Below are 21,043 nucleotides of genomic sequence, written 5' to 3'. Positions count from 1 at the left end.
ACTTTCTCAAATGCTCCGCAACAATCGAAGCGTGTTTATCACAATCCCTTTGCGATAATTTCACGTGCCCGGTCAAGATCAGCCTGCGTATCAACGCCCAGCGGGACTGTTCTGACAATCTCTGCGTCAATGCGCATTCCGTCTTCAAGTGCACGCAGCTGTTCCAGCTTTTCGCGCTTTTCAAGTGGAGACGGCCCAATCTTCACAAAACGCTCTAACGCCGCACGGCGATAAGCGTAAAGCCCAATGTGATGATAGAGCGGGCCATCGCCGTAAGGTGCTGTGGCGCGGGTAAAATACAGCGCACGCAGACGTTCGCCACCGGGCTGTGGTGAACCGACGATCTTCACCACGTTCGGATTGATCTTTTCTTCATCCAGTGTGATTTCAACACCCAGTGTCGCAATATCGGCAGGCCCATCTTCCAACGGCCGCAGCGCGCGGCGGATGGTTTCCGGATCGATCGTCGGCAGATCGCCCTGTACGTTGATGATCGCCTCCACCTCACCCTGTGGATCGACTTTCTGAAGCGCCTCATAAATACGGTCAGAACCCGATTCATGATCGCCGCGCGTCATAATGACCTCATGACCATGCGCCCGAACAGCTGCGAAAATCTCGTCACTATCGGTCGCAACCACGGTGCGTCCAAGAGATGCTGCCGCCGCACGATCTGCCACATGCACGATCATCGGCTTGCCGCAAATATCGGCCAACGGCTTGTTTGGCAGGCGCGTTGAAGCCATCCGCGCCGGTATAAGTGTCAGTGTTTTCAAAGTCTGAAGCATGATCGCCTCTTGGTGTTTAATTTGGCCGTAGAAAGTCTGTCGAAGCCCTCTGGCGATCTTTATCTGCACAGCAAATGCAGCAAAAGTGTCAAAAAGTCACGGGTCTAGAACCCCTTATAGGTGTTGCATCACCCCTGTAAAAGACCTAGTTTCCGCCCGACGCCGGGGAGAGACTTGCCAGCCTTTTAACACAGGTTTTGCATGCCGGCTTTGGAGGGCGTTGAGTAGAGGGAGCGCTGACCGGCGATGAATTCAACCCGGACTAATAAGTTTATCATGGCTTTTCTGGCAACGGTTTTTGTTGTCATGACGACGGGCATTCTGTCCGACACGCTGTTTCATGCGCCAGCCCCTGAGAAGCCAGGTTTCATAATCGAAGCAGCAGAGGCTTCGACTGGTGGGGAAGCTGCACCAGCCAAGGAAGAAGTGTCGATTGCTACATTGCTGCAATCCGCTGATCCGGCACGCGGCGAAACCGTCTTCAAGCGTTGCGCGGCATGCCATACAGGCGAAAAGGGTGGTGCCAACAAGGTCGGACCGCATCTTTGGGATGTTCTGGACCGCCCGGCTGCTTCCGTTGAAGGCTTTGGCTATTCAGCTGCGATGAAGGAATTTGGTGCGGGCGGCAACAAGTGGGATTATGAACATCTCAACAAGTTCCTCACTTCGCCAAAGGGCTTCATCAAGGGCACGGCCATGGGCTTTGCTGGCGACAAGAAGGACAATGAGCGCGCCGATCTGATCGCTTATCTGCGCACACTGTCCGACAATCCAGCGCCACTTCCAACAGCTGATGCTGCACCGGCAGATGGCGGCGAAGCAAAGCCTGAAGGTACGGCACCTGCAGGTGAAGCTGAAAAACCTGCAGAGCAGGCTCCTGCGGGCAACGGCGAAGCTCCGGCACAGCCAGCACCTGCCAACTAAACTGGCCACCTAAGGCTCATTGTGATATCGAGAAAAAGCCGGGTTTAGACCCGGCTTTTTTATTGCCCGCATGTTTTTTCAACATGTGCCTTTCTTCCTCCGCAAAAACCCCTAAAAATCGCACCCACAATATCCGAAGCAGAAACGGAGATGCTGGATGAGAGGTTTTTGGGCGGGAGCGTTTGCGGTCACTATGCTGGCAAGCACGGTATCGTTTAGTTACGCAACAGATGCCGAGCCGCAATGGAGACATGCCTCAAGCCTCATAGGCGAGCCCAAATATCCGGCTGATTTCAAGCATTACGACTATGTGAACCCTGATGCACCCAAAGGCGGTGTCCTCAATCAGGTTGCCGTCGGCACGTTCGACAGTCTCAATCCATTCGTGGTTCAGGGTGTTGCCGCAGCAGGCCTCGCCGATTTCGGCGGCGGAATGCTTTACGATACATTGATGACCGATGCGCTCGATCAGGGCTCAACGCAATATCCGTTGATCGCTGAGGCATTGCAGTATCCCGACGACTTTTCATGGGTGAAGTTCAAGCTCAATCCCGATGCCAGGTGGCACGATGGGGAGCCGATTACCGTTGAAGATGTGATCTGGTCATTTGATATTCTCAAGAAGCAGTCACCGCTCTATAACAAATATTATGGTGATGTGGAGAAAGCCGAGAAGACCGGCGACCATGAGGTGAAGTTTACCTTCTCTCAGACAGGCAACCGCGAACTGCCGCAGATCGTGGGACAGCTCGCAATCCTGCCCAAGCATTGGTGGGAAGGCAAGGACGCGCAAGGCAAGCAGCGTGACATCAGCCGTCCCACGCTGGAGATTCCACTCGGATCGGCCGCCTACAAGATCAAGAGCATGGTTCCGGGTCGCTCTATCGTATGGGGACGTGTTGCCGATTACTGGGGCAAGGACCTCGGGGTCAATGTCGGGCGCAACAACTTCGATGAAGTGCGCTACGAATATTATTTAAGCGAAGATGCAACATGGGAAGCCTTCAAGAAAGGTGGTCAGTATGACTACCGGCAGGAAAACCGCATTCAGCGCTGGATGGAACAGTATAATTTCCCAGCGGTGCAGCGCGGCGATGTCGTCAAGGAGTCTTTTCCGTTCAACGCCGTTGGCCGTATGCAGGGCTATTTCCTCAACACCCGCAGGGACAAGTTCAAAGACCCGAAAGTGCGGCAGGCACTGACTTATGCTTTCGACTTTGAATCCATGAACCGCCTGCTGTTCTTCAATCAGTACAACCGGATCAACAGCTATTTCGCAGGCAACGAGCTGCAGCTGAGCGGCGCACCCACGCCGGAAGAAAAGGCAATTCTTGAAACCGTAAAGGATTCGCTTCCGCCGGAAGCACTGACGGAAGAATTCAAGCTGCCGGTTTATGACACACCACAGGCAACACGCGATAATCTGCGCAAGGCACTGCAGCTTTTTAGCGAAGCAGGCTGGAAACTGCAGGGCAACAAGCTTGTTAATGCCAGTGGCCAGCAGTTCACAATCGAATTTCTGAATGACGGTGGCGCCTTCGAGCGCGTGCACAATCTCTATATCCAGAACCTGAAGAAAATCGGCATTGATGCGCAGATCCGCACTGTTGATGCAGCACAATATCAGGCCCGAGTGAATGATTTCGATTATGATGTTGTATCGTCCCTGACCCCACAGACAGCCTCTCCCGGCAATGAACAACGCGATATGTGGGGTTCGAAAGCTGCTGACTTCAAAGGAAGCCGCAATTATTCAGGTATCAAGAATCCGGCCATCGACAAGCTGATCGACCGCGTCATCTATGCCAAGGATCGTGATGAGCTGGTGGCAGCCAGCCATGCGCTCGACCGCGCATTGCTGTGGAACTATTACGTCATTCCGCAATGGTATTCGGACCACATCAACGTCGCCTATTGGAACAAATTCGGCATGCCGGAAAAGCAGCCCGATTATCTAGGGATTGATCCGTTTTCGTGGTGGATAGACCCCGCGAAGGAAGCCAAGCTTAAAAACAGCTCCAACTAGTATGGCGACCCCGAAATTCGTCACGCCATAAAGCAACCGTTTGAACGAATTTCGGGTTCCAAGCCATACTAGTAGTATATTGAATCTAGTGTGGTTTACGGATTTGAAGTTCCTAAACGTGGATGCAACACAAATGATAGGAACTTCAAATCCACCACACTAGAGCGGCCTCAATTAAGATTGAATAGTTGAAACCGCTCTATCTATTTGTTTTTACGCATTATCCTACGCAAAACCGCTTCGCACTTTTGCTGAAAATGCTTTAAGGACGCCTTCCAATGCCGGGCTTTCATCTCAACCGCCGCCATTTTCTCGGACTTTCAGGCAGCGCCGCTCTCGCGGCCTGCCTTCCAGGAGAAGCTTTTGCAAAGCTTCCCACAGACAAGCCCCTGCATGGTTTATCTGCCTTCGGCGAACTGAAATATCCGCCCGATTTCACCCATTTCGACTACGTGAACCCGGATGCGCCCAAAGGCGGCACCTTCACGCTGGCCCCATCCACCTGGGTATGGAATCAGAACACAGAGACTTTCAATACGCTCAACACACTGGCCTTCAAGGGTGATGCACCGCCGCGCATGGAGCTGACATTTGACACGTTGATGGCGGCAGCTCTTGATGAGCCTGATGCTGTTTATGGTTTGATTGCCGAAAGTGTGACGCTGTCCAAAGATCGTCAGACCTGTCTCTTCAAGCTACGTAAGGAAGCTCGTTTTCACGATGGTTCGCCAATTGAGGCAAAGGACGTCGTGTTCACTTACGAGACGCTCAAGGAAAAGGGCCATCCGCAAATAAGGCAGATACTTGCAGCACTCGAAGCCGTGAAAGAAATCAGCAAAAGCGAAGTGCAGATGCATTTCTCTGCTGAACGCGGCCCCAATGCCATTCTCGACGCGGTTACACTGCCAATCCTCTCAAAAGACTGGTTCAAGGAGCGTTCTTTCGATGCGACAGGCCTGGAGCCGATCCTTGGATCCGGTGCTTATCGCGTCGGTAAAATCTCTGCGGGGCAAGCGATTGAATATGACCGTGTAGAGGATTATTGGGCCAGGGATTTACCGGTGCAGCGCGGCTCCGGCAACTTCGACCGCATCCGCATTGAGTTCTACCGTGATCGACAGCCAGAATTCGAAGCCTTCAAAAAGGGCAACATCGATTTTCGATCCGAGAACGTAGCGAAGAACTGGGCCACGGCTTATGATTTCCCTGCCGTTCAGCAGAACAAGGTCATCAAACGCACATTTCCAAGGGAAAAGCGCCCGCTCATGCAGGCCTGGGCGATCAACCAGCGCCGCGAACGTTTCCGCGATCCGCGCGTGCGCGAAGCGATCAATCTGTGCTTCGACTTCGAGTGGACCAACGCAAACCTGTTCTATGATACCTATCAACGGTCGCAATCCAACTTCAACGGTTCAGACTTTCAGGCCGTGGGCCTGCCGACGGCTGATGAACTGAAGGTGCTTGAACGATATCGTGGCAAAATTCCTGAAGCAGCTTTTGGTGAAGTTTCTGTCATAGCTGTTTCAGATGGTACTGGCCGTGATCGCAAGCAATTTTCACGCGCTATTGAACTGATGGAAGCTGCAGGCTTTGAGCGTAGCAAAGGCCAGTTTCACAGCAAGAGCGGCGAAAAGTTCACGCTCGAAATTCTGAGCAATTCTGAATCTCTCAATCGTGTCTACAATCCTCTCGTTCAGAAGATGCGCGCCATCGGCATCGATGCCAGTGTGCGGCTGGTGGACCCGAGCCAATATCAGGCTCGCATTCAGGATTTCGATTATGACATGGTTGGAATGGCGATCCAGTTCGGCGCAACGCCGACCAAGGAGTCACTTGCGGGCATGTTCGGTTCAGAATCGGCCAAAACGCCCGGCAGCTATAATCTCCCCGGTACATCTGACCCTATTATCGACGCATTGATTGAGGATGTGGGCAAGGTTTCCACGCGAGACGAGTTGGTGGCAACGATCAGGGTGCTTGATCGGTACTTGCGTATCAGGCTTGAGTGGATTCCAAATTGGACGGTAGCGAATCACCTGGTAGCTTATTGGGATCGTTTTGGTTTCAAGGAGCCAAAGCCCGATTATGGCTTTCCGGTCGAGACGCTTTGGTGGATTAAAGCGTGATCCCGAAAAATAGGAACCGGTTTTCGGATCAGATCATGCTCATGAGAAGCGTCATAATCTCGAAGAACAAGAAGGCAAAAGCTGTTGGCAGGCCATAAGAGCATATTGAACATCCGGAGCACTGAGAGCTGATGGGCGCTTATATTTTACGCCGCCTTCTCCTGATGATCCCGACTATCCTGGGCATTATGGCCATATCTTTTGCCGTCGTTCAGTTTGCCCCCGGTGGGCCGGTTGAACGGGTGATCGCACAGCTTTCCGGTCAGGGCGGCGATGCGCTGGACCGCCTTTCCGGTGGCGGCGGCGATTTCGGCCAGAGTGGCATGGATAGCGGCTCGGTTAACTCCAAATATCGTGGTGCACAGGGTCTCGACCCACAATTCATCGCTGATCTTGAAAAGCAATTTGGCTTCGACAAGCCGCCACTTGAACGCTTCGGCCTGATGCTTTGGAATTATATGCGCTTTGATTTCGGGCACAGCTATTTCCGCGATATCAGCGTCATTGACCTCATCAAGGAAAAGATGCCGGTGTCGATTTCGCTCGGTCTGTGGCTCACCTTCCTGTCCTATCTGATTTCGATTCCGCTTGGCATTCGCAAGGCGATCAAGGAAGGAACACGTTTCGATACCTGGACCAGCGCGATCATCATCGTGGGCTATGCAATTCCAAGCTTCCTGTTCGCGATCCTGCTGATTGTGCTTTTTGCAGGTGGTTCGTTTTTCGACTGGTTCCCGCTTCGTGGTCTGACCTCACCTGATTTCGCGCAGATGTCGTTCTGGGGGAAGATCGGCGATTATCTTTGGCACATGGTCCTGCCCGTCACAGCCCTTGTGCTTTCGGCCTTCGCCACCACCACGCTTCTGACCAAGAACTCGTTTCTGGAAGAAATCCGCAAGCAGTATGTCACGACGGCGCGCGCCAAAGGCCTGACCGAAAATCAGGTTCTCTACGGCCATGTGTTCCGCAATGCGATGCTCATTGTGATTGCCGGTTTTCCGGGCGCTTTCATCTCGGCCTTCTTTACCGGCTCTCTGCTAATTGAAACCATCTTCTCGCTCGATGGGCTGGGACTGCTTGGCTATCAATCGATTATCAATCGCGATTATCCGGTCGTTTTTGCCAATCTGTTCATTTTCTCGCTGATCGGGCTTCTCGTCGGCCTCCTATCCGATCTCATGTACACATGGATCGATCCGCGTATCGACTTTGACCGGAGGGATGTGTGATGACAGATACCACCCTCACCCCGGCTGCCCCGGTAGCAAAGCCTGTGAAGCGTCCATTCCTTTCGCCGCTCAACCGTCGCCGCTGGCAGAATTTCAAAGCCAATAAACGCGGTTACTGGTCGCTGTGGATTTTCCTGTTTCTGCTTGTTGCAGCGCTCTGCTCCGAGTTTATCGCCAATGACCGCCCCATTCTCGTTTCCTATAAGGGCGAATTGCTGACGCCGGTTTTTGTCGACTATCCGGAAGAGAAATTTGGCGGCTTTTATGCCGTGACCGATTATCGCGATCCCGTCATTCAGGACGAGATCAACAATAATGGTTGGGCCATCTGGCCGCCGGTCCGCTACTCCTACAACACTGTCAATAACGACATTCCGGAAGCGGCTCCTTCAAAGCCATTCTGGCTTTACACCGAAGAGCAGCGCTGCCAGCGTTATCCGCAAGGCGTGAACGATCCCAATTGCATTGTCGGCAACTTCAACTGGCTCGGCACCGATGATCAGGCACGCGATGTTTTTGCGCGTGCACTTTATGGTTTCCGCATTTCGGTGCTGTTCGGCCTGATCCTGACGTTCTTTTCTGCCATCATTGGCGTGACGGCAGGTGCCGTGCAGGGCTATTTCGGCGGCTGGGTCGATCTTATATTCCAGCGCGTCATCGAAATCTGGTCTTCGATCCCCGTGCTTTATTTGCTGCTGATTATCGCAGCGATATTACCGCCCGGGTTCTGGGTGTTGCTCGGCATCATGCTGCTGTTTTCATGGGTGGCTTTCGTTGGCGTGGTACGTGCGGAATTCCTGCGCGCCAGAAACTTCGAATATGTGAATGCGGCGCGTGCGCTCGGCGTGAAGAACGGCACGATCATGTGGCGGCATCTTCTGCCCAACGCCATGGTCGCGACACTGACCTTCCTGCCGTTCATCCTGAACGGCTCCATCACCACACTCACCTCGCTTGATTTCCTTGGTTTCGGCCTGCCTCCGGGCTCTGCTTCGCTCGGCGAACTCCTCGCGCAGGGCAAGAACAACCTTCAAGCGCCATGGCTCGGTATTACCGGCTTTGTGGTGATCTCGTTGATGTTGTCGCTGCTGATCTTCATCGGTGAAGCAACACGCGATGCATTCGATCCACGAAAGGCGTTTCAATGAGTGGGTCAATGAATAAGCCGTTGCTTTCCGTCCGTGATCTGTCCGTCGCATTCCGCCAGAACGGAGAAGAGCGGATTTCCGTCGACCGCGTTTCCTTCGATATCGCAGAGGGTGAAACCGTGGCGCTTGTCGGTGAATCCGGGTCAGGCAAGTCCGTTTCTGCGCTGTCCATTCTAAAGCTCCTGCCCTATCCGGCAGCAAGTCATCCATCCGGCGAAATTCTTTTCAACGGCAAGGATTTGATGACGGCGTCAGAGCCTGAGTTGCGGCGTGTGCGCGGCAATGATGTCACCATGATTTTTCAAGAGCCTATGACCTCGCTCAATCCACTGCATTCGGTGGAACGGCAGATCAGCGAAATCCTGAAAATGCATCAGGGCATGAGTGATCAGGCGGCACGTGCGCGCACGCTGGAGCTTTTGCACGAGGTTGGTATTCGTGAACCGGAAAAGCGCCTTGCCGCCTTCCCGCATCAGCTTTCAGGCGGTCAGCGCCAGCGCGTGATGATCGCCATGGCGCTTGCCAACAAGCCAAAGCTGCTCATCGCCGATGAGCCGACAACCGCGCTCGATGTGACGGTTCAGGCGCAGATATTGCAGCTCCTCGCGGAACTGAAGCAAGCCCAGGGCATGTCTATGCTCTTCATCACCCATGATCTCGGTATCGTGCGCAAGATCGCCGATCGGGTTTGCGTGATGAGCAAGGGGAAGATTGTCGAAACAGGTCCGACCAAAGAAATCTTCGACAATCCGCAGCATGAATACACAAAGCACCTCCTTGCGGCAGAACCCAAGGGCGAGCCACCGCTGGCTGATCTCAGCGCGAAGAAGGTGATGGAAGGCAAGGACATCCGCGTCTGGTTCCCGATCAAGAAGGGTTTCCTGCGCAAGACCGTCGATCATGTGAAGGCCGTGGACGGCATCAATGTGACCTTACGTGCCGGTCAGACGCTCGGCGTTGTGGGAGAGTCTGGTTCTGGCAAGACAACACTTGGTCTCGCTCTCTCACGCATGATCTCGTCGCAGGGCGAAATTCGCTTCGATGGACGCGATATTGCGAAATTCAGCTTCAAGGACATGCGCCCGCTGCGTCGTGAAATGCAGATCGTATTTCAGGACCCGTTCGGCTCACTGAGCCCACGCATGACCATTGCGGATATCATCGCCGAAGGGCTTCTGGTGCACGAACCGAAACTGTCGGTCGACGCACGTGATGAGCGCGTTGTGGCGGCACTCAAAGAAGTAAACCTCGATCCGGAAAGCCGCTTCCGCTATCCGCACGAATTTTCGGGCGGTCAGCGCCAGCGTATAGCGATTGCGCGCGCCATGGTGCTCAACCCGAAATTCGTCATGCTGGACGAGCCAACTTCGGCGCTCGACATGAGTGTTCAGGCACAGGTGGTCGATCTTTTGCGCGCATTGCAGAAAAAGCATGATCTCGCTTATCTTTTCATAAGCCATGACTTGAAAGTGGTGCGGGCGCTGGCCAATGATGTGCTGGTGATGCGCAATGGCAAGGCAGTCGAATATGGAACGTCAAAGGAAGTCTTTGCCAATCCAAAAACCGACTATACCAAGGCGTTGATGGCGGCAGCCTTCCACATGGAGGCTACTGAGGGAGGAATAAGACAATGACGACCGTGGACAAAAAAATCCTTCTGTCTCTGACCAGCTGGGATCCGGCTATTTGGGTCGACAGCTTTAAGGCACACGCGCCTGAGCGCAATGTTGTGACTGAACGCAGCGAAACCGATCCAGGCATCGAATATGCGCTCGTCTGGAAACAGAAGCCCGGCTCGCTGACCAATCTTCCAAATCTCAAAGTGATCTTCTCACTGGGGGCGGGCGTGGATCATGTCTTTCACGATCCCCACATTCCGGACGTGCCGCTCGTACGCGTCATCTCCGATGACCTCACCATGCGCATGACCGAATATGTCGTCTGGCAGGTGCTTGATCATCATCGTCTTGGCGCAAACTACCGCAAACAGCAAAAGAACCGCGTCTGGCACGAAGACCCGCGCCAACCAGCGGCCCATGAAGTGACTGTCGGCATCATGGGACTGGGGGTTCTCGGTCGCGATGCCGTAGCCAAGCTCAAGACGCTCGGCTTCAATGTCACCGGCTGGAGCCGCCGGCCGCAGGAAATCGAGGGTGTTCAGACATTCAACGGCAAAGAAGGTTTCTCGCGGTTTCTCAAAACGGCTGATATTTTCGTCTGCCTCCTGCCTTTGACGCCCGACACCAGGGGCATCCTGTCCATGACCATGTTTGCGCAATTGAAGAGCGATGGACCACTTGGAGCACCTGTGCTGATCAATGCCGGTCGTGGTGGATTGCAGAACGAAGCGGATATTCTGGCAGCACTCGATCGCGGTCTGCTTTCAGCTGTGACGCTCGACGTGTTCAATCAGGAACCGCTACCATCTGATAGCCCGCTCTGGACACATCCGAAGGTGACGATCACCCCGCATTCGGCTGCAAGCTCGTCAGCAATGGCTATCGTTCCGCAGATCATCCGTCAGATCGAAGCTTTCGAGCGTGACGGAACTCTGGAAAACATCGTGGATCGCACGACGCAATATTAATTAAGTTACTATCGAGATCTGTCCATCCTCGCCGACTGTCACCCGATGGCCGGCGAGTTTCTTTTGGATCTCCCGGTCAAACTCGACGGCTATCGGCACATCGTGCCCCATCTCGCGCGCAACGATGAGACCAAGAAGCAGAATGGCATCTGGTTCGTGCAGAACGATCGCTGCGGGAGCCAAACCAGCGTGGACAAGTTCCAGCAACACCGCTGCCGCAGAAGACGAGCCGATGGTGCCCGGCAGACACAGGACATGGCCTGAAATGCTCTGCCCATGCTCCGGGTGACGAACATCGGCAATCCGACCCGTTTTAGGATCGACGCCACCCCAGAAACTGATGGGGGCTGAGAGAACCAGCACTTGAGCCTGAGCCACTTTTCCCGCAACAAGCACGGAGGATGTGAAAGTGGTTTCACTCATGCTGCCTGCCTCGCAAAAACGGGACGGCCTGCGACAGCACTCTCAACGCATTCCTCAAGCGCCCCATAGAGCACGCCATAACCCGTATTGCCGGGCGCATAATGGGCGAATTTTCCCGAGTTCGTCATCAGAACAGCGTTATCCTTGGTCGGCAAAATAGGCGTAACAACAACGCAGGTATCGGCCACAATCACCACGCCCGCTTTTTCAAGCTGTTGCCTGCGCCCATTCTTCTCAAGCTCCACAAGCGCATGACGCCCCGTGCATGCATAAAGCGGCACCGCAAGCTTGCGACCAGCAATGGCACGTTCGAGACGATCAAACTCTGCAATCGATAAATGCGGGCTGCCAATAGCAACCGCATCAATCGCATCCACATGATCGACCGTCGACAAGCGTTTGCGCGTGGCGTCAATCATCTCCTGCGTCACATGGATGATGCCTTCGGGCTGCTGATGCTGAAGCGCTGTTTCAAGATCGGGTGCTTCCGGCGTGACACCGGCAACATGGAAAAGCCCGACTGAACCAACCGATGCAGCGGCAGCGCCAAAGGCTTTCAGCGCATCTTCATCCGGGTGCAAACCGGCTCCCGCCACCACACCGATATTTGTGCCCACGCTGCGGCCAAACAGGTTGCCGAGAATAGGCCACGCAACTTCCGATTCAAGAAACGCAGGATCGATTGCAGAAATATCGAGAACGACTGTCGCACGACGATTCTCAGTCCGGTGAAGACCGTAATCGGGTGCCCGTCCGGCAATAGCACAGGCTATATCAAGAAAATCACCATAACGGTTCGTGCGCGCACCCAGCACAGAATTGCAGAAAACAACGGCGTTGGATTCGCCCCAGGCAACATCGGTTCCTTTTTCCGGGCGATGGCCCGCCTGATAAGGCGCGCAAGTCCATGTCGGCTCGCAGCCAAGCTTGATATAAGCGCGCATCATGCGCTTGGCCATTTCCGCCTCATGCTGCGGCAGGTTATTATGCGAACAGCCAGTAAGATCGATGGAACCGACATTGAGTGTTGCGCGCACTTTGGCTTTTGCACAGCCATCAACCAGCCTTTCAGCAAACAATGTACCGCTGTCCCCATGATAGAGCGCACCATCAATATGCGCGGACGCAATTGGGATCAGACGTGGCGCTCCCATTAAACGCGCAGTATCGGCCACAATACGCATGGCCATCGCAGCGCCTTCGCCCTCAGCGCCTGCTGCTATAGACTGCTCTTCATGGGTTAATGTCAGTGCCACGCGTGATCTCCTTGCGCATGGTGATCGATGTCGTGCGCGTAAAACCGGGATGAGCAGTTTCCGCCACCTTGCGATAGCCTAGCTTCTCAAAGACGGCATGGTTGCGCGTGAGCTCAATGCGCGTCTGCAGCTCCATCACAGGCTTACCACGCGCTACTGCCTGCTGCTCGGCCCTATCCACGAGTTTACGTCCAATCCCCTGACCTTCAAAGCCGGGCGCAACCGCAAGCTTACCAAGATAGAAGTGATCGTCCTTTTCCTTGATGAACACACAGCCTGCCAATTCATCACCGACAAAGGCTGCAAAACCCGTTTCGTCTTTTGCCTTCTCCCGCAAATTATCAGCTGTCAGCTGCTGCGCGGAAGATGGTGGATCAATGACCCCATCCATATAGGCAAAACTCTCCTGAATGAGGCGGAGGAGCTCCTCCCAACGATCAAAATCCGAACTGACAGAAAGAACACGGAGGGCCGTCATTTGGGTTTGCGGGCCTTGTAGCGAATGGTTTCAAAACGAACGTTCAACGCATTGTAAAGCAGAAGCCGACCGACAAGCGGCTCACCGATACCGGTCACGAGCTTGATCACTTCCATGGCCTGCAAACTGCCAATCACGCCCGGCAAGACGCCGAGAACGCCCGCTTCCGCACAAGTTGGCACAGATCCTGGTGGCGGCATGTCTGGAAACAGATCGCGATAGGATGGATTGGGATTGCCATCGGCACCATTGGCGTAAGGCATAAGCACCGTCACTGTGCCATCAAAACGGCTCATCGCTCCCGTCACCAATGGGCGTTGGGCAAGGGCCGCAGCGTCAGCCAGTGCGTAGCGCGTGGTGAAATTGTCCGAGCCATCGACAACAACATCATAATCGCTGATGAGAGCTTGTGCATTCTCGCCATTTAGCCGCAACAGATGGGTTTCGACCTTCACATGCGGATTGATGCGGGCAATCGAAGCCTTGGCGCTGTCGACCTTCGCTTGGCCGACACTTTCTGTGTCGTGGATCACCTGCCTTTGCAGGTTCGACAGCGAAACCGTATCGTCATCGACAAGGCCAAGCGTGCCAATACCGGCTGCAGCCAGATATTGCAGCACCGGCGCGCCAAGTCCACCGGCGCCCACGATAAGGACGCGGGCAGCTTTCAGCATCTGCTGACCGGGACCACCGATTTCCGGCAACACGATATGGCGCGCATAGCGTTCCAGTTCTTCGGATGAAAAAGGCTTTGATGATGCGTTCATGATGCTTGAACATAGGCCCGTTAAAGCCGTCTGTCAGCGGATATTTTGTCTCAAATTCTGGTCAGTTCGCCTGCCGCCACATTGAAAAACTGTGCATCACCTTCAAGCGCTTCAAAGAGCGAGCGGTCAGTGCCCGTCATAAATGCCTGCCCGCCAAGATCGTCAAGAATACCAAACAGGGCCGCACGGCGGCCGGTATCGAGATGGGCCGCGATTTCATCAAGCAAAAGGATCGGAGCCATGCCCGAGAGCTCACCCGTCAGCCGCGCATGAGCCAGAATAAGTCCGATCAGCAATGCCTTCTGCTCGCCGGTGGAGCAAAGCGCTGCAGGCATAGATTTGGGTCGATGCTGAACGATGAGATCGGTACGATGCGGACCATCCAAAGTGCGTCCGGCAGCCCGATCCCGTACACGCCCGTCGCGCAATGTGCGACGAAAATCCTCTTCAAGATCAAGTGCCGCTTCAACACCAATGCGCTGTTCAAGCGATCCTTCGAGAAAGCAATCAGCTTTAGGGAATGGACCATCACTGGGCAGTCGCTCAATCATCGCTGCAATCATGCGCATGGCCTCGGCGCGCGCTGCAGCGATTGCAATGCCGAGTTCCGCCATCTGGCTTTCAATCGCTTCCAGCCACTGATTATCGCTGTTTCCGTCACTCAGCAGACGATTGCGCGAGCGCATCGCCTTTTCATAATCAAGCACGCGTTTGCCGTGACCGGTATCAATGGCAAGCACCATGCGGTCGAGAAATCGCCGCCGATCCGATGCGCCGCCCGTAAAAAGCCCGTCCATCGACGGAACAACCCAGAGAACGCGCGCATAATCGAGGAGTTCATCGCCGGATGCAGCAATGCCATTGATGCGGACCTTACGGCCACCTTCGCCGCCGCCTGCAGTGCCTGTGCCGATTTCGGCATCGCCATAAATCATGCAATCGAGCGATGCATGGATGGCAAAACCATCATGTCCCGTTGTGCGCGCAACATCATCATAGGATGCGCGCCGCAACCCTCTGCCCGGAGACAAGAAGGAAAGAGCTTCTATGAGATTCGTTTTGCCTGAGCCGTTTTCGCCGGTCAGCACCACATGGCCCGGACCAAGCGGCAGCGTGAGCTCCGCATAATTGCGAAAGTCAGAAAGTTTAAGCCGCCGGACCGAGACTCGATCCGGACGGCTTAGATTTGGTTCTGAGATGCTCACGATCTGTTTTCTTTAAGGCCCTAAACGCGCATCGGCATCAGGACATACAGCACATCTTCGTCGCCCATATCGCGCACCAGTGTTGGTGAACCGGCATCTGCCAGCATGAAGACTGCTTCGGAGCCCGAAAGCTGGCTGGTGATGTCGAGCAGATATTTCGAGTTGAAGCCGATATCGATGGGATCCGCATCGTAATCCGCTGCCAGCTCGTCAGTCGCACTGCCCGAATCGGGATTGTTGACCGTCAGTGTCAGCTGGCCATCGGCAATGGAAAGCTTAACCGCACGGCCACGCTCGCTCGAAATGGTGGAAACGCGATCAACGGAGGCCGCGAAATCCTGACGGCTGATGGTGAGCTTCTTGTCGTTGCCCGAAGGAATCACGCGCTGATAATCCGGGAACGTGCCGTCGATCAGCTTGGAAGTGAGAACGACCGATCCCACTGTGAAGCGGATCTTTGCATCCGACAGTTCAACCGACACAACAGTGTCCGGCACATCAACGAGTTTCTGGAGTTCAGCAACCGTTTTGCGCGGAATGATAATGCCCGGCATACCTTCGGTGCCCGACGGCGCTTCCAGTTCAGCACGAGCAAGGCGGTGACCGTCGGTAGCAACTGCACGCAGCTTCAACGCACCGTCGCTTTCAATGGCGTGGAAATAGATACCGTTGAGATAATAGCGGGTTTCTTCCGTCGAGATCGCAAACTGTGTGCGGTCGATGAGGCGCTTTAAAGCCTGCGCATCGATGCGGAAGGAATGCGTGAACGAACCGGCTGTCAGTTCCGGGAAATCCGACTGCGGCAAGCACTGCAGGCGGAAAGACGACTTGCCCGAAATGACTGACATCGAGCCGCCATCGGGATTGGTCGACAGCATGACTTCTGCGCCGTCAGGCAGCTTGCGCACGATATCGTAGAGAAGATGCGCTGGAACCGTGGTTGCTCCGGCCTGTTCGACCATGGCAGCGGTTGCTTCGTTCACTTCAAGATCAAGGTCCGTTGCCTTGAGCGCTAGACTTCCGCCTTCGGCTTGCAAAAGCACATTGGACAGAATCGGAATCGTGTTGCGACGCTCCACGACACGGTGGACGTGGTTGAGTGACTTGAGAAGGTTTGATCGCTCTAGGGTAACACGCATATTGAAACGCACTCGCTCTCTAGGACAGGGCAACCGCGTAACGGGCAGATGCCCCCATCAATAAGGCGCACAAGCGCCAGAAGGTTTGCTAAAGTGGCAGATATTCGAGCTGAAAAGCAAGCCCACGCCGCATCGCAAAACGACACGGCGCAGGCTTTTTAACGAATTTCTACAGATCAGGCAGCCTGATCGTTGATGAGGCGCTTCAACAGCTCGAGTTCCTGCGCCAGCTTGCCATCGGCACCGACCAAATCTTCGATCTTGCGCACGGCATGGAGCACAGTGGTATGGTCGCGTCCGCCAAAACGACGACCGATTTCCGGAAGCGAACGCGGGGTCAGCATCTTCGCCAGATACATCGCGACCTGACGCGGCTTTACAATGGTGCGCGTGCGGCGGTTCGAAAGCAGATCCTGCTTCGAGACGTTGTAATGACGTGCCACGATACGCTGAATTTCTTCAATACGGATACGCTTAGGTTCGCCAACGCGGGTCAGATGGCCGAGCAGTTCATCGACGCGGTCGATGGAAAGATTTGGCTCGAACGACTGGCGGAACAGAAGCTGGTTGAAAGCGCCTTCCAGTTCGCGACCCGATCCGGTGACGGTGCGGGCAACATGGGCGAGAATTTCATCGTCAATATTGAGGCTTGAATCTTCAAGCTGTGCAGTCGTGAGGCGGCGGCGCAGCATTTCAACGCGCATTTCATAATCAGGTGCTGCAACTTCGAGAGCAACACCACCCTGAAGGCGCGAACGAACACGGACATCGAGTGATTCCAGTTCAGACGGTGGGCGATCTGCTGCAACAACCACCTGCTTGGCGCTGTCGAGCAGCGTGTTGAGAAGATGGCAGAACTCGTGCTGGATCGACTTGCCCTGCAGGAACTGCATGTCGTCAATGACGAGCAGGTCGATGTCGCGCAGCTGTTCCTTGAAAGAAAGCGCATTGTTGTCGCGAATCGCAGTCGCAAAACGCCACATGAAATATTCCGCAGTCAGATAAACGACGCGGGCCTTTTCCTGACGCTGCAGGGCAGCCGCAGCAATCGCCTGCAAAAGGTGAGTCTTACCAAGACCAACAGATGCATGGATGAAAAGCGGGTTGAAGCGCACTGCACTTGAGCCTGCTTCTGCGATGGTGCGGGCGGCAGCAAGAGCCACACGGTTGGAAGCACCGTCAATGAAAGAATCAAACGTGTAACGCGGATCGAGCGGAGAGCCGAGAACCGAACCGGAAGCCGATTCTGCCACGACTGCCGAACCGCGCTTTTCAGCGCTTGGCTGACCAACCGGGAAAACGACCTTTTCGCGCATGGCAGCAGGCGACTTGGTGTCCACGACTTCGCTGGTTTCAGCAGGTGCTGCGGTGCGAACAACACGGCTCACTCCGCGCACAACCACTTCTACCTTGAGAATCTGCGGGTGTTCTTCCTGCCATAGCTCAGTCAGCAGTTCAGAATAATGATTGTTGATCCACGAGCGAAGAAAAGCCGTCGGAACCGACAGGCGAACCACGCTTTTGGACAGATCGTCGAGCTTTAGACGGCCAAACCAGCTTGAATAGATCTCGCTGCCGACGCGGGCTTTCAGCTTTGCTGTCAGACGTTCAAAAACATCATCGCCAACGACATTCCCAGCGCTCACCATGAGGCTGTTTTCTTTTCCAGTAGCAGAAGATCCATGGTTACGGTTCGCATGCGCATCATCACCCATCGTTGCCGTCGACTTACCAGTCATCATTGCCATCGTCTCGCCTGCCTTCACATTCTTACGCGCCATTTTGCGGCGCTTGTCGTTATTTCCCGCATCAGGTCCGCAGGATCTTATGATCCAGTCGCCTCGCAGGTACTCATCTCACACTGGCTCCTCTCGCGGAGGGCCAAACACAAACTCAAACAGTCCACGCCTCAAACAGCTGCCGCGGATCGATGTCCGGATGCTCCTTTCCGGCTACGCGTTACGACTCACACAATTCTTGCTCAAGGCTGATTGCCCGGAACGGATCTTGCGACAACCATTCAATGAACGAGGATGCGCCTAAAACAGCATTCCGGTTAATGAATGGTAATCAACAGCCATGAGAAACAAACTTAATAGGAACAGGGCCTTAGACCAGACCTCAGCACCCGCGGACAAGACTGCCCACGTCAATTGAAGACTCAATGTGATGCTAACTCCGGGCCGTGGCCCACCCCTCTGATGTCCTGACTTTAGCGAAGCCTCGCGGCAAAGGGCAAGCCTAAGATCTGCAGTTTTTTCTTCAATTAAGACTTGCATGGCCGGTGCAGGGGATCAGAGAATCGGGCGTCAAAGAAATAACACCTTTGGATTCAATGCGTTTCCCGAACCGTTTTTTTAGGTGGCCACGATATGTTCTCCGACAAAATAAATTTTAAAAAAATGGCTTGACTCAGACGGTCTTCCGAGTCCTTTGCGAGGCCTGTGGATAACTGTGGATAAAGATTTGCAAGTTTTTGAAAACAAAAGGGAATTCCCATCAGTCATTTTTTCGGGAGCTTGAAAAATATCATTAAATTATAAAGCGTCTCAAAAAAACATGCCCCTAGTTTAATGGGTGCCGTTCTTTAAAAAAGTTCCAAAAAAGAAAACCCGGCTAACAATGAGCCGGGTTTCTAAAACCTAGTTTTAATTTTAGGTTATATCAGGCGTTCAGAGCCTTAACGCGTGCAGCAAGGCGCGAAACCTTACGAGCAGCGGTATTCTTGTGAACGACGCCCTTTGAAGCAGCGCGCATCAGTTCAGGCTCAGCAGCCTTGAATGCAACCGATGCTGCTTCCTTGTCGCCGCTCAAGAGCGCATCTTCAACCTTGCGGAGGAAGGTACGAACGCGCGAACGACGCGACTTGTTGATTTCGGTGCGGGCAGCGATCTTGCGCACTGCCTTCTTGGCCGAAGGAGTATTGGCCATAAATGCCTCTCTTTTTCTGTCAGCAGCCCACTGGGTATAACCGTCGGGCACAAAACCTCTAGGGCAGCCATAGTGCCTAGGGCCGCCGATCCGTGGCGGGCTTATAGATCAGCTTTGCTCCCGCGTCAACGAGGATTCTGCGGAGCGAGCTCGCCAAAAGGCCGGATATGCGGCCTTCCGACTTAATTTCCGGCCTCAGACAAAGCCAATCCGGCTAAACTGTCGCGATCTGATCAGCCTTCAGGATCGAACGATCAGCGATTCTTGAAAGATGGGGTGCGCTTATCGATGAAAGCGGACATGCCTTCTTTCTGGTCCTCAGTGGCAAAAAGCGAGTGAAACAGACGGCGTTCAAAACGCAGACCTTCATCAAGTGTCGTCTCATACGAACGATTGACCGATTCCTTCACCATCTGCACGGAAGGCTGCGAGAAGGAGGCAATACGCTCGGCAGCTTTCAATGCTTCCTCGATCAGTTCCTCAGGGGCAACAAGGCGCGAGACAAGACCACAACGCTCGGCTTCCTCTGCATCCATCATGCGCCCCGTCAGACACATATCCATGGCTTTGGATTTACCGACATAGCGCGCAAGGCGCTGTGAGCCGCCCATGCCCGGCATAACACCCAGCGTGATTTCTGGCTGACCGAATTTGGCATTGGTGGCTGCGATAATAAAATCGCACATCATGGCGAGTTCGCAACCGCCACCCAGCGCATAGCCCGACACGGCTGCAATGATCGGCTTGCGCACACGATCCACCTTGCGCCAGTCTGCAAACATATCCTGCAAATAGGCGTCGACGAAATTGATTGGCTGCATTTCCTTGATATCGGCACCAGCCGCAAAGGCTTTTTCCGAACCGGTGAGCACGATCGCTCCGATTTTGCCATCAGTATCGAAAGCGGCCAGGGCTTCGGTCAGCTCTTTAAGAACTGTACTGTTCAGCGCATTGAGCGCCTGCGGTCGATTAAGACGAACAAGACCAACGCCACCGCGCGTCTCAACAACGATCGTTTCATAGGCCATGGAATAATTCTCCTCCTTCGCCAGACCAGAAATTGCTGGACAAGGTGTACTGCCGGTTTCCATTTGGCAAGATCAGCCAAATATCAATTCAATATCAACTTTGGCATGATGCGCAGAAAAAGGTCGAGCGGCCCGCCTGTACTGCCCGCTCAACCACCCCCGTACAGCCCGGAGCGCGACAAGGCTGCGCCTCGCGGCCATAGACGGAGAACGAGTGCTGAAAATAGCCAAGCGCACCATCAGCCTGAATATAATCTTTCAAACTCGATCCACCTGCGGCAATGGCTTCTGCAATCACGGTGCGAACATCCCCGGCAAGACGATCAAGCGTCTCCTTGTCTTTCGCGATCGAACCTGCGGCACGCATGGGCGAGAGCCGCGATCGCCACAATGCCTCGCAGACATAAATATTACCCAACCCCGCAATCAGCCGCTGATCAAGCAGTGCTGCCTTTAATGGCGTCTTGCGATCTTTAAAGAGTGTGCCAAGCAACTCTCCTGAAAGCCGGTTTCCTGTCGGCTCAACACCAAGCCCTTTGAGCAAGGGGTGATCATCAAGCCCACCTTTCTCGGCAAAGAGCATGAAACCAAAACGCCGCGGATCATTATAGATGATGCGCGCCTTCGAGCCGTCCAGGCGCAGCATATGAAAGACGACATGGTCGTGCTTGGCGATTTTGGATCGCTCATGATGAAAGCCGCCCGGCATTCCTTCCGCATCATCCGCTTCAATGCGAAACGAACCTGACATGCCAAGATGACTGATGATCGACAGCCCGTCATCAAGATGCATGGTCAGATATTTCGCGCGGCGACCCAGCGCCTCAATACGATGACCTGAAACCCGCTCGACAAACTGATCGGGGAAAGGAAACCGCAGATCTGGCCTGTTCTGCTCGACCCGCTCGACATTTGCGCCTTCCATGAAGGGCTGCAATCCGCGGCGGACCGTCTCGACCTCTGGCAATTCCGGCATTGATTATCTTCC

The 21,043-nt window shown here is 54.3% G+C and carries 18 protein-coding genes; 7 read left to right on the top strand and 11 right to left on the bottom strand.

Going from position 1 to position 21,043, the window contains the following annotated elements; all coding sequences use genetic code 11:
- Positions 1 to 38: 38 nt before the first annotated feature.
- Positions 39 to 788 (bottom strand): 3-deoxy-manno-octulosonate cytidylyltransferase, encoded by a 750-nt coding sequence (locus tag C9380_RS00995; protein ID WP_128092809.1) that lies wholly within the window; start codon positions 786 to 788, stop codon positions 39 to 41.
- A 246-nt stretch (positions 789 to 1,034) separates the two neighbouring features.
- Here C9380_RS00995 and C9380_RS00990 point away from each other — a divergent pair, with 246 nt between their 5' ends.
- From C9380_RS00990 to C9380_RS00960, 7 genes are all read left to right on the top strand, one after another.
- On the top strand, positions 1,035 to 1,712 hold the full coding sequence (locus C9380_RS00990) for a c-type cytochrome (protein ID WP_128092808.1): 678 nt from the start codon (positions 1,035 to 1,037) through the stop codon (positions 1,710 to 1,712).
- Between the two features lie 157 nt (positions 1,713 to 1,869).
- Positions 1,870 to 3,738: an extracellular solute-binding protein gene (locus C9380_RS00985; protein WP_111785656.1), complete on the top strand. Its 1,869-nt coding sequence runs from the start codon at positions 1,870 to 1,872 to the stop codon at positions 3,736 to 3,738.
- Between the two features lie 278 nt (positions 3,739 to 4,016).
- Complete coding sequence (locus C9380_RS00980; protein ID WP_128092807.1) at positions 4,017 to 5,864, top strand: extracellular solute-binding protein; 1,848 nt, start codon at positions 4,017 to 4,019, stop codon at positions 5,862 to 5,864.
- Between the two features lie 131 nt (positions 5,865 to 5,995).
- Entirely contained in the window at positions 5,996 to 7,093 is a 1,098-nt protein-coding gene (locus tag C9380_RS00975; protein WP_024898308.1) for a microcin C ABC transporter permease YejB, read from the top strand.
- Positions 7,093 to 8,241 carry an ABC transporter permease gene (locus C9380_RS00970; RefSeq protein ID WP_024898309.1) on the top strand — a complete coding sequence of 383 codons (1,149 nt, stop codon included), beginning with the start codon at positions 7,093 to 7,095 and terminating at the stop codon, positions 8,239 to 8,241. Before C9380_RS00975 ends, C9380_RS00970 begins: the two co-directional genes overlap by 1 nt.
- A gap of 8 nt (positions 8,242 to 8,249) precedes the next feature.
- Positions 8,250 to 9,875 carry an ABC transporter ATP-binding protein gene (locus C9380_RS00965; protein WP_128092806.1) on the top strand — a complete coding sequence of 542 codons (1,626 nt, stop codon included), beginning with the start codon at positions 8,250 to 8,252 and terminating at the stop codon, positions 9,873 to 9,875.
- Complete coding sequence (locus tag C9380_RS00960) at positions 9,872 to 10,828, top strand: 2-hydroxyacid dehydrogenase (RefSeq protein ID WP_024898311.1); 957 nt, start codon at positions 9,872 to 9,874, stop codon at positions 10,826 to 10,828. Before C9380_RS00965 ends, C9380_RS00960 begins: the two co-directional genes overlap by 4 nt.
- Here the strand turns inward: C9380_RS00960 and C9380_RS00955 are convergent, their stop codons facing one another.
- The 10 genes from C9380_RS00955 to mutM all read right to left on the bottom strand — a co-directional run bounded on the left by C9380_RS00955 (position 10,829) and on the right by mutM (position 21,031).
- Entirely contained in the window at positions 10,829 to 11,251 is a 423-nt protein-coding gene (locus C9380_RS00955) for an aconitase X swivel domain-containing protein (protein ID WP_128092805.1), read from the bottom strand.
- Complete coding sequence (locus tag C9380_RS00950) at positions 11,248 to 12,507, bottom strand: aconitase X (protein ID WP_210249747.1); 1,260 nt, start codon at positions 12,505 to 12,507, stop codon at positions 11,248 to 11,250. The genes C9380_RS00955 and C9380_RS00950 overlap by 4 nt, the downstream gene beginning before the upstream one ends.
- The gene (locus C9380_RS00945; RefSeq protein ID WP_128092804.1) at positions 12,485 to 12,985 is read right to left on the bottom strand and encodes a GNAT family N-acetyltransferase; all 501 of its coding nucleotides are present in this window, start codon (positions 12,983 to 12,985) and stop codon (positions 12,485 to 12,487) included. The genes C9380_RS00950 and C9380_RS00945 overlap by 23 nt, the downstream gene beginning before the upstream one ends.
- A complete protein-coding gene (locus C9380_RS00940; protein WP_128092803.1) occupies positions 12,982 to 13,752 on the bottom strand; it encodes a molybdopterin-synthase adenylyltransferase MoeB in 771 nt (256 codons plus the stop codon). Before C9380_RS00940 ends, C9380_RS00945 begins: the two co-directional genes overlap by 4 nt.
- A gap of 50 nt (positions 13,753 to 13,802) precedes the next feature.
- A complete protein-coding gene (recF, locus tag C9380_RS00935) occupies positions 13,803 to 14,957 on the bottom strand; it encodes a DNA replication/repair protein RecF (protein WP_024898316.1) in 1,155 nt (384 codons plus the stop codon).
- 20 nt (positions 14,958 to 14,977) lie between these two features.
- The gene (dnaN, locus tag C9380_RS00930; RefSeq protein ID WP_105705537.1) at positions 14,978 to 16,096 is read right to left on the bottom strand and encodes a DNA polymerase III subunit beta; all 1,119 of its coding nucleotides are present in this window, start codon (positions 16,094 to 16,096) and stop codon (positions 14,978 to 14,980) included.
- A 176-nt stretch (positions 16,097 to 16,272) separates the two neighbouring features.
- Complete coding sequence (gene dnaA / locus C9380_RS00925) at positions 16,273 to 17,838, bottom strand: chromosomal replication initiator protein DnaA (protein WP_024898318.1); 1,566 nt, start codon at positions 17,836 to 17,838, stop codon at positions 16,273 to 16,275.
- A 922-nt stretch (positions 17,839 to 18,760) separates the two neighbouring features.
- Positions 18,761 to 19,027 carry a 30S ribosomal protein S20 gene (rpsT, locus tag C9380_RS00920; RefSeq protein WP_007872888.1) on the bottom strand — a complete coding sequence of 89 codons (267 nt, stop codon included), beginning with the start codon at positions 19,025 to 19,027 and terminating at the stop codon, positions 18,761 to 18,763.
- Between the two features lie 254 nt (positions 19,028 to 19,281).
- The gene (locus C9380_RS00910; RefSeq protein ID WP_024898319.1) at positions 19,282 to 20,055 is read right to left on the bottom strand and encodes an enoyl-CoA hydratase; all 774 of its coding nucleotides are present in this window, start codon (positions 20,053 to 20,055) and stop codon (positions 19,282 to 19,284) included.
- A 94-nt stretch (positions 20,056 to 20,149) separates the two neighbouring features.
- Positions 20,150 to 21,031, bottom strand: a complete 882-nt coding sequence (gene mutM, locus C9380_RS00905; RefSeq protein WP_128092802.1) for a bifunctional DNA-formamidopyrimidine glycosylase/DNA-(apurinic or apyrimidinic site) lyase — start codon at positions 21,029 to 21,031, stop codon at positions 20,150 to 20,152.
- Positions 21,032 to 21,043: the final 12 nt, after the last annotated feature.

The sequence above is a fragment of the Brucella pituitosa genome (assembly GCF_003049685.1).
In the GTDB taxonomy this organism is placed as follows: domain Bacteria; phylum Pseudomonadota; class Alphaproteobacteria; order Rhizobiales; family Rhizobiaceae; genus Brucella; species Brucella pituitosa.
The sequence above is the reverse complement of the archived record's forward strand: the minus strand, read 5'-3'. Positions and strand labels throughout refer to the sequence as shown.

Bases quoted from the DNA above. Each gene is read 5' to 3' on its own strand.
- C9380_RS00995 (WP_128092809.1), bottom strand. From the start codon at position 788: ATGCTTCAGACTTTGAAAACACTGACACTTATACCGGCGCGGATGGCT.
- C9380_RS00990 (WP_128092808.1), top strand. From the start codon at position 1,035: ATGAATTCAACCCGGACTAATAAGTTTATCATGGCTTTTCTGGCAACG.
- C9380_RS00985 (WP_111785656.1), top strand. From the start codon at position 1,870: ATGAGAGGTTTTTGGGCGGGAGCGTTTGCGGTCACTATGCTGGCAAGC.
- C9380_RS00980 (WP_128092807.1), top strand. From the start codon at position 4,017: ATGCCGGGCTTTCATCTCAACCGCCGCCATTTTCTCGGACTTTCAGGC.
- C9380_RS00975 (WP_024898308.1), top strand. From the start codon at position 5,996: ATGGGCGCTTATATTTTACGCCGCCTTCTCCTGATGATCCCGACTATC.
- C9380_RS00970 (WP_024898309.1), top strand. From the start codon at position 7,093: ATGACAGATACCACCCTCACCCCGGCTGCCCCGGTAGCAAAGCCTGTG.
- C9380_RS00965 (WP_128092806.1), top strand. From the start codon at position 8,250: ATGAATAAGCCGTTGCTTTCCGTCCGTGATCTGTCCGTCGCATTCCGC.
- C9380_RS00960 (WP_024898311.1), top strand. From the start codon at position 9,872: ATGACGACCGTGGACAAAAAAATCCTTCTGTCTCTGACCAGCTGGGAT.
- C9380_RS00955 (WP_128092805.1), bottom strand. From the start codon at position 11,251: ATGAGTGAAACCACTTTCACATCCTCCGTGCTTGTTGCGGGAAAAGTG.
- C9380_RS00945 (WP_128092804.1), bottom strand. From the start codon at position 12,985: ATGACGGCCCTCCGTGTTCTTTCTGTCAGTTCGGATTTTGATCGTTGG.
- C9380_RS00940 (WP_128092803.1), bottom strand. From the start codon at position 13,752: ATGAACGCATCATCAAAGCCTTTTTCATCCGAAGAACTGGAACGCTAT.
- dnaN (WP_105705537.1), bottom strand. From the start codon at position 16,096: ATGCGTGTTACCCTAGAGCGATCAAACCTTCTCAAGTCACTCAACCAC.
- dnaA (WP_024898318.1), bottom strand. From the start codon at position 17,838: ATGATGACTGGTAAGTCGACGGCAACGATGGGTGATGATGCGCATGCG.
- rpsT (WP_007872888.1), bottom strand. From the start codon at position 19,027: ATGGCCAATACTCCTTCGGCCAAGAAGGCAGTGCGCAAGATCGCTGCC.
- C9380_RS00910 (WP_024898319.1), bottom strand. From the start codon at position 20,055: ATGGCCTATGAAACGATCGTTGTTGAGACGCGCGGTGGCGTTGGTCTT.
- mutM (WP_128092802.1), bottom strand. From the start codon at position 21,031: ATGCCGGAATTGCCAGAGGTCGAGACGGTCCGCCGCGGATTGCAGCCC.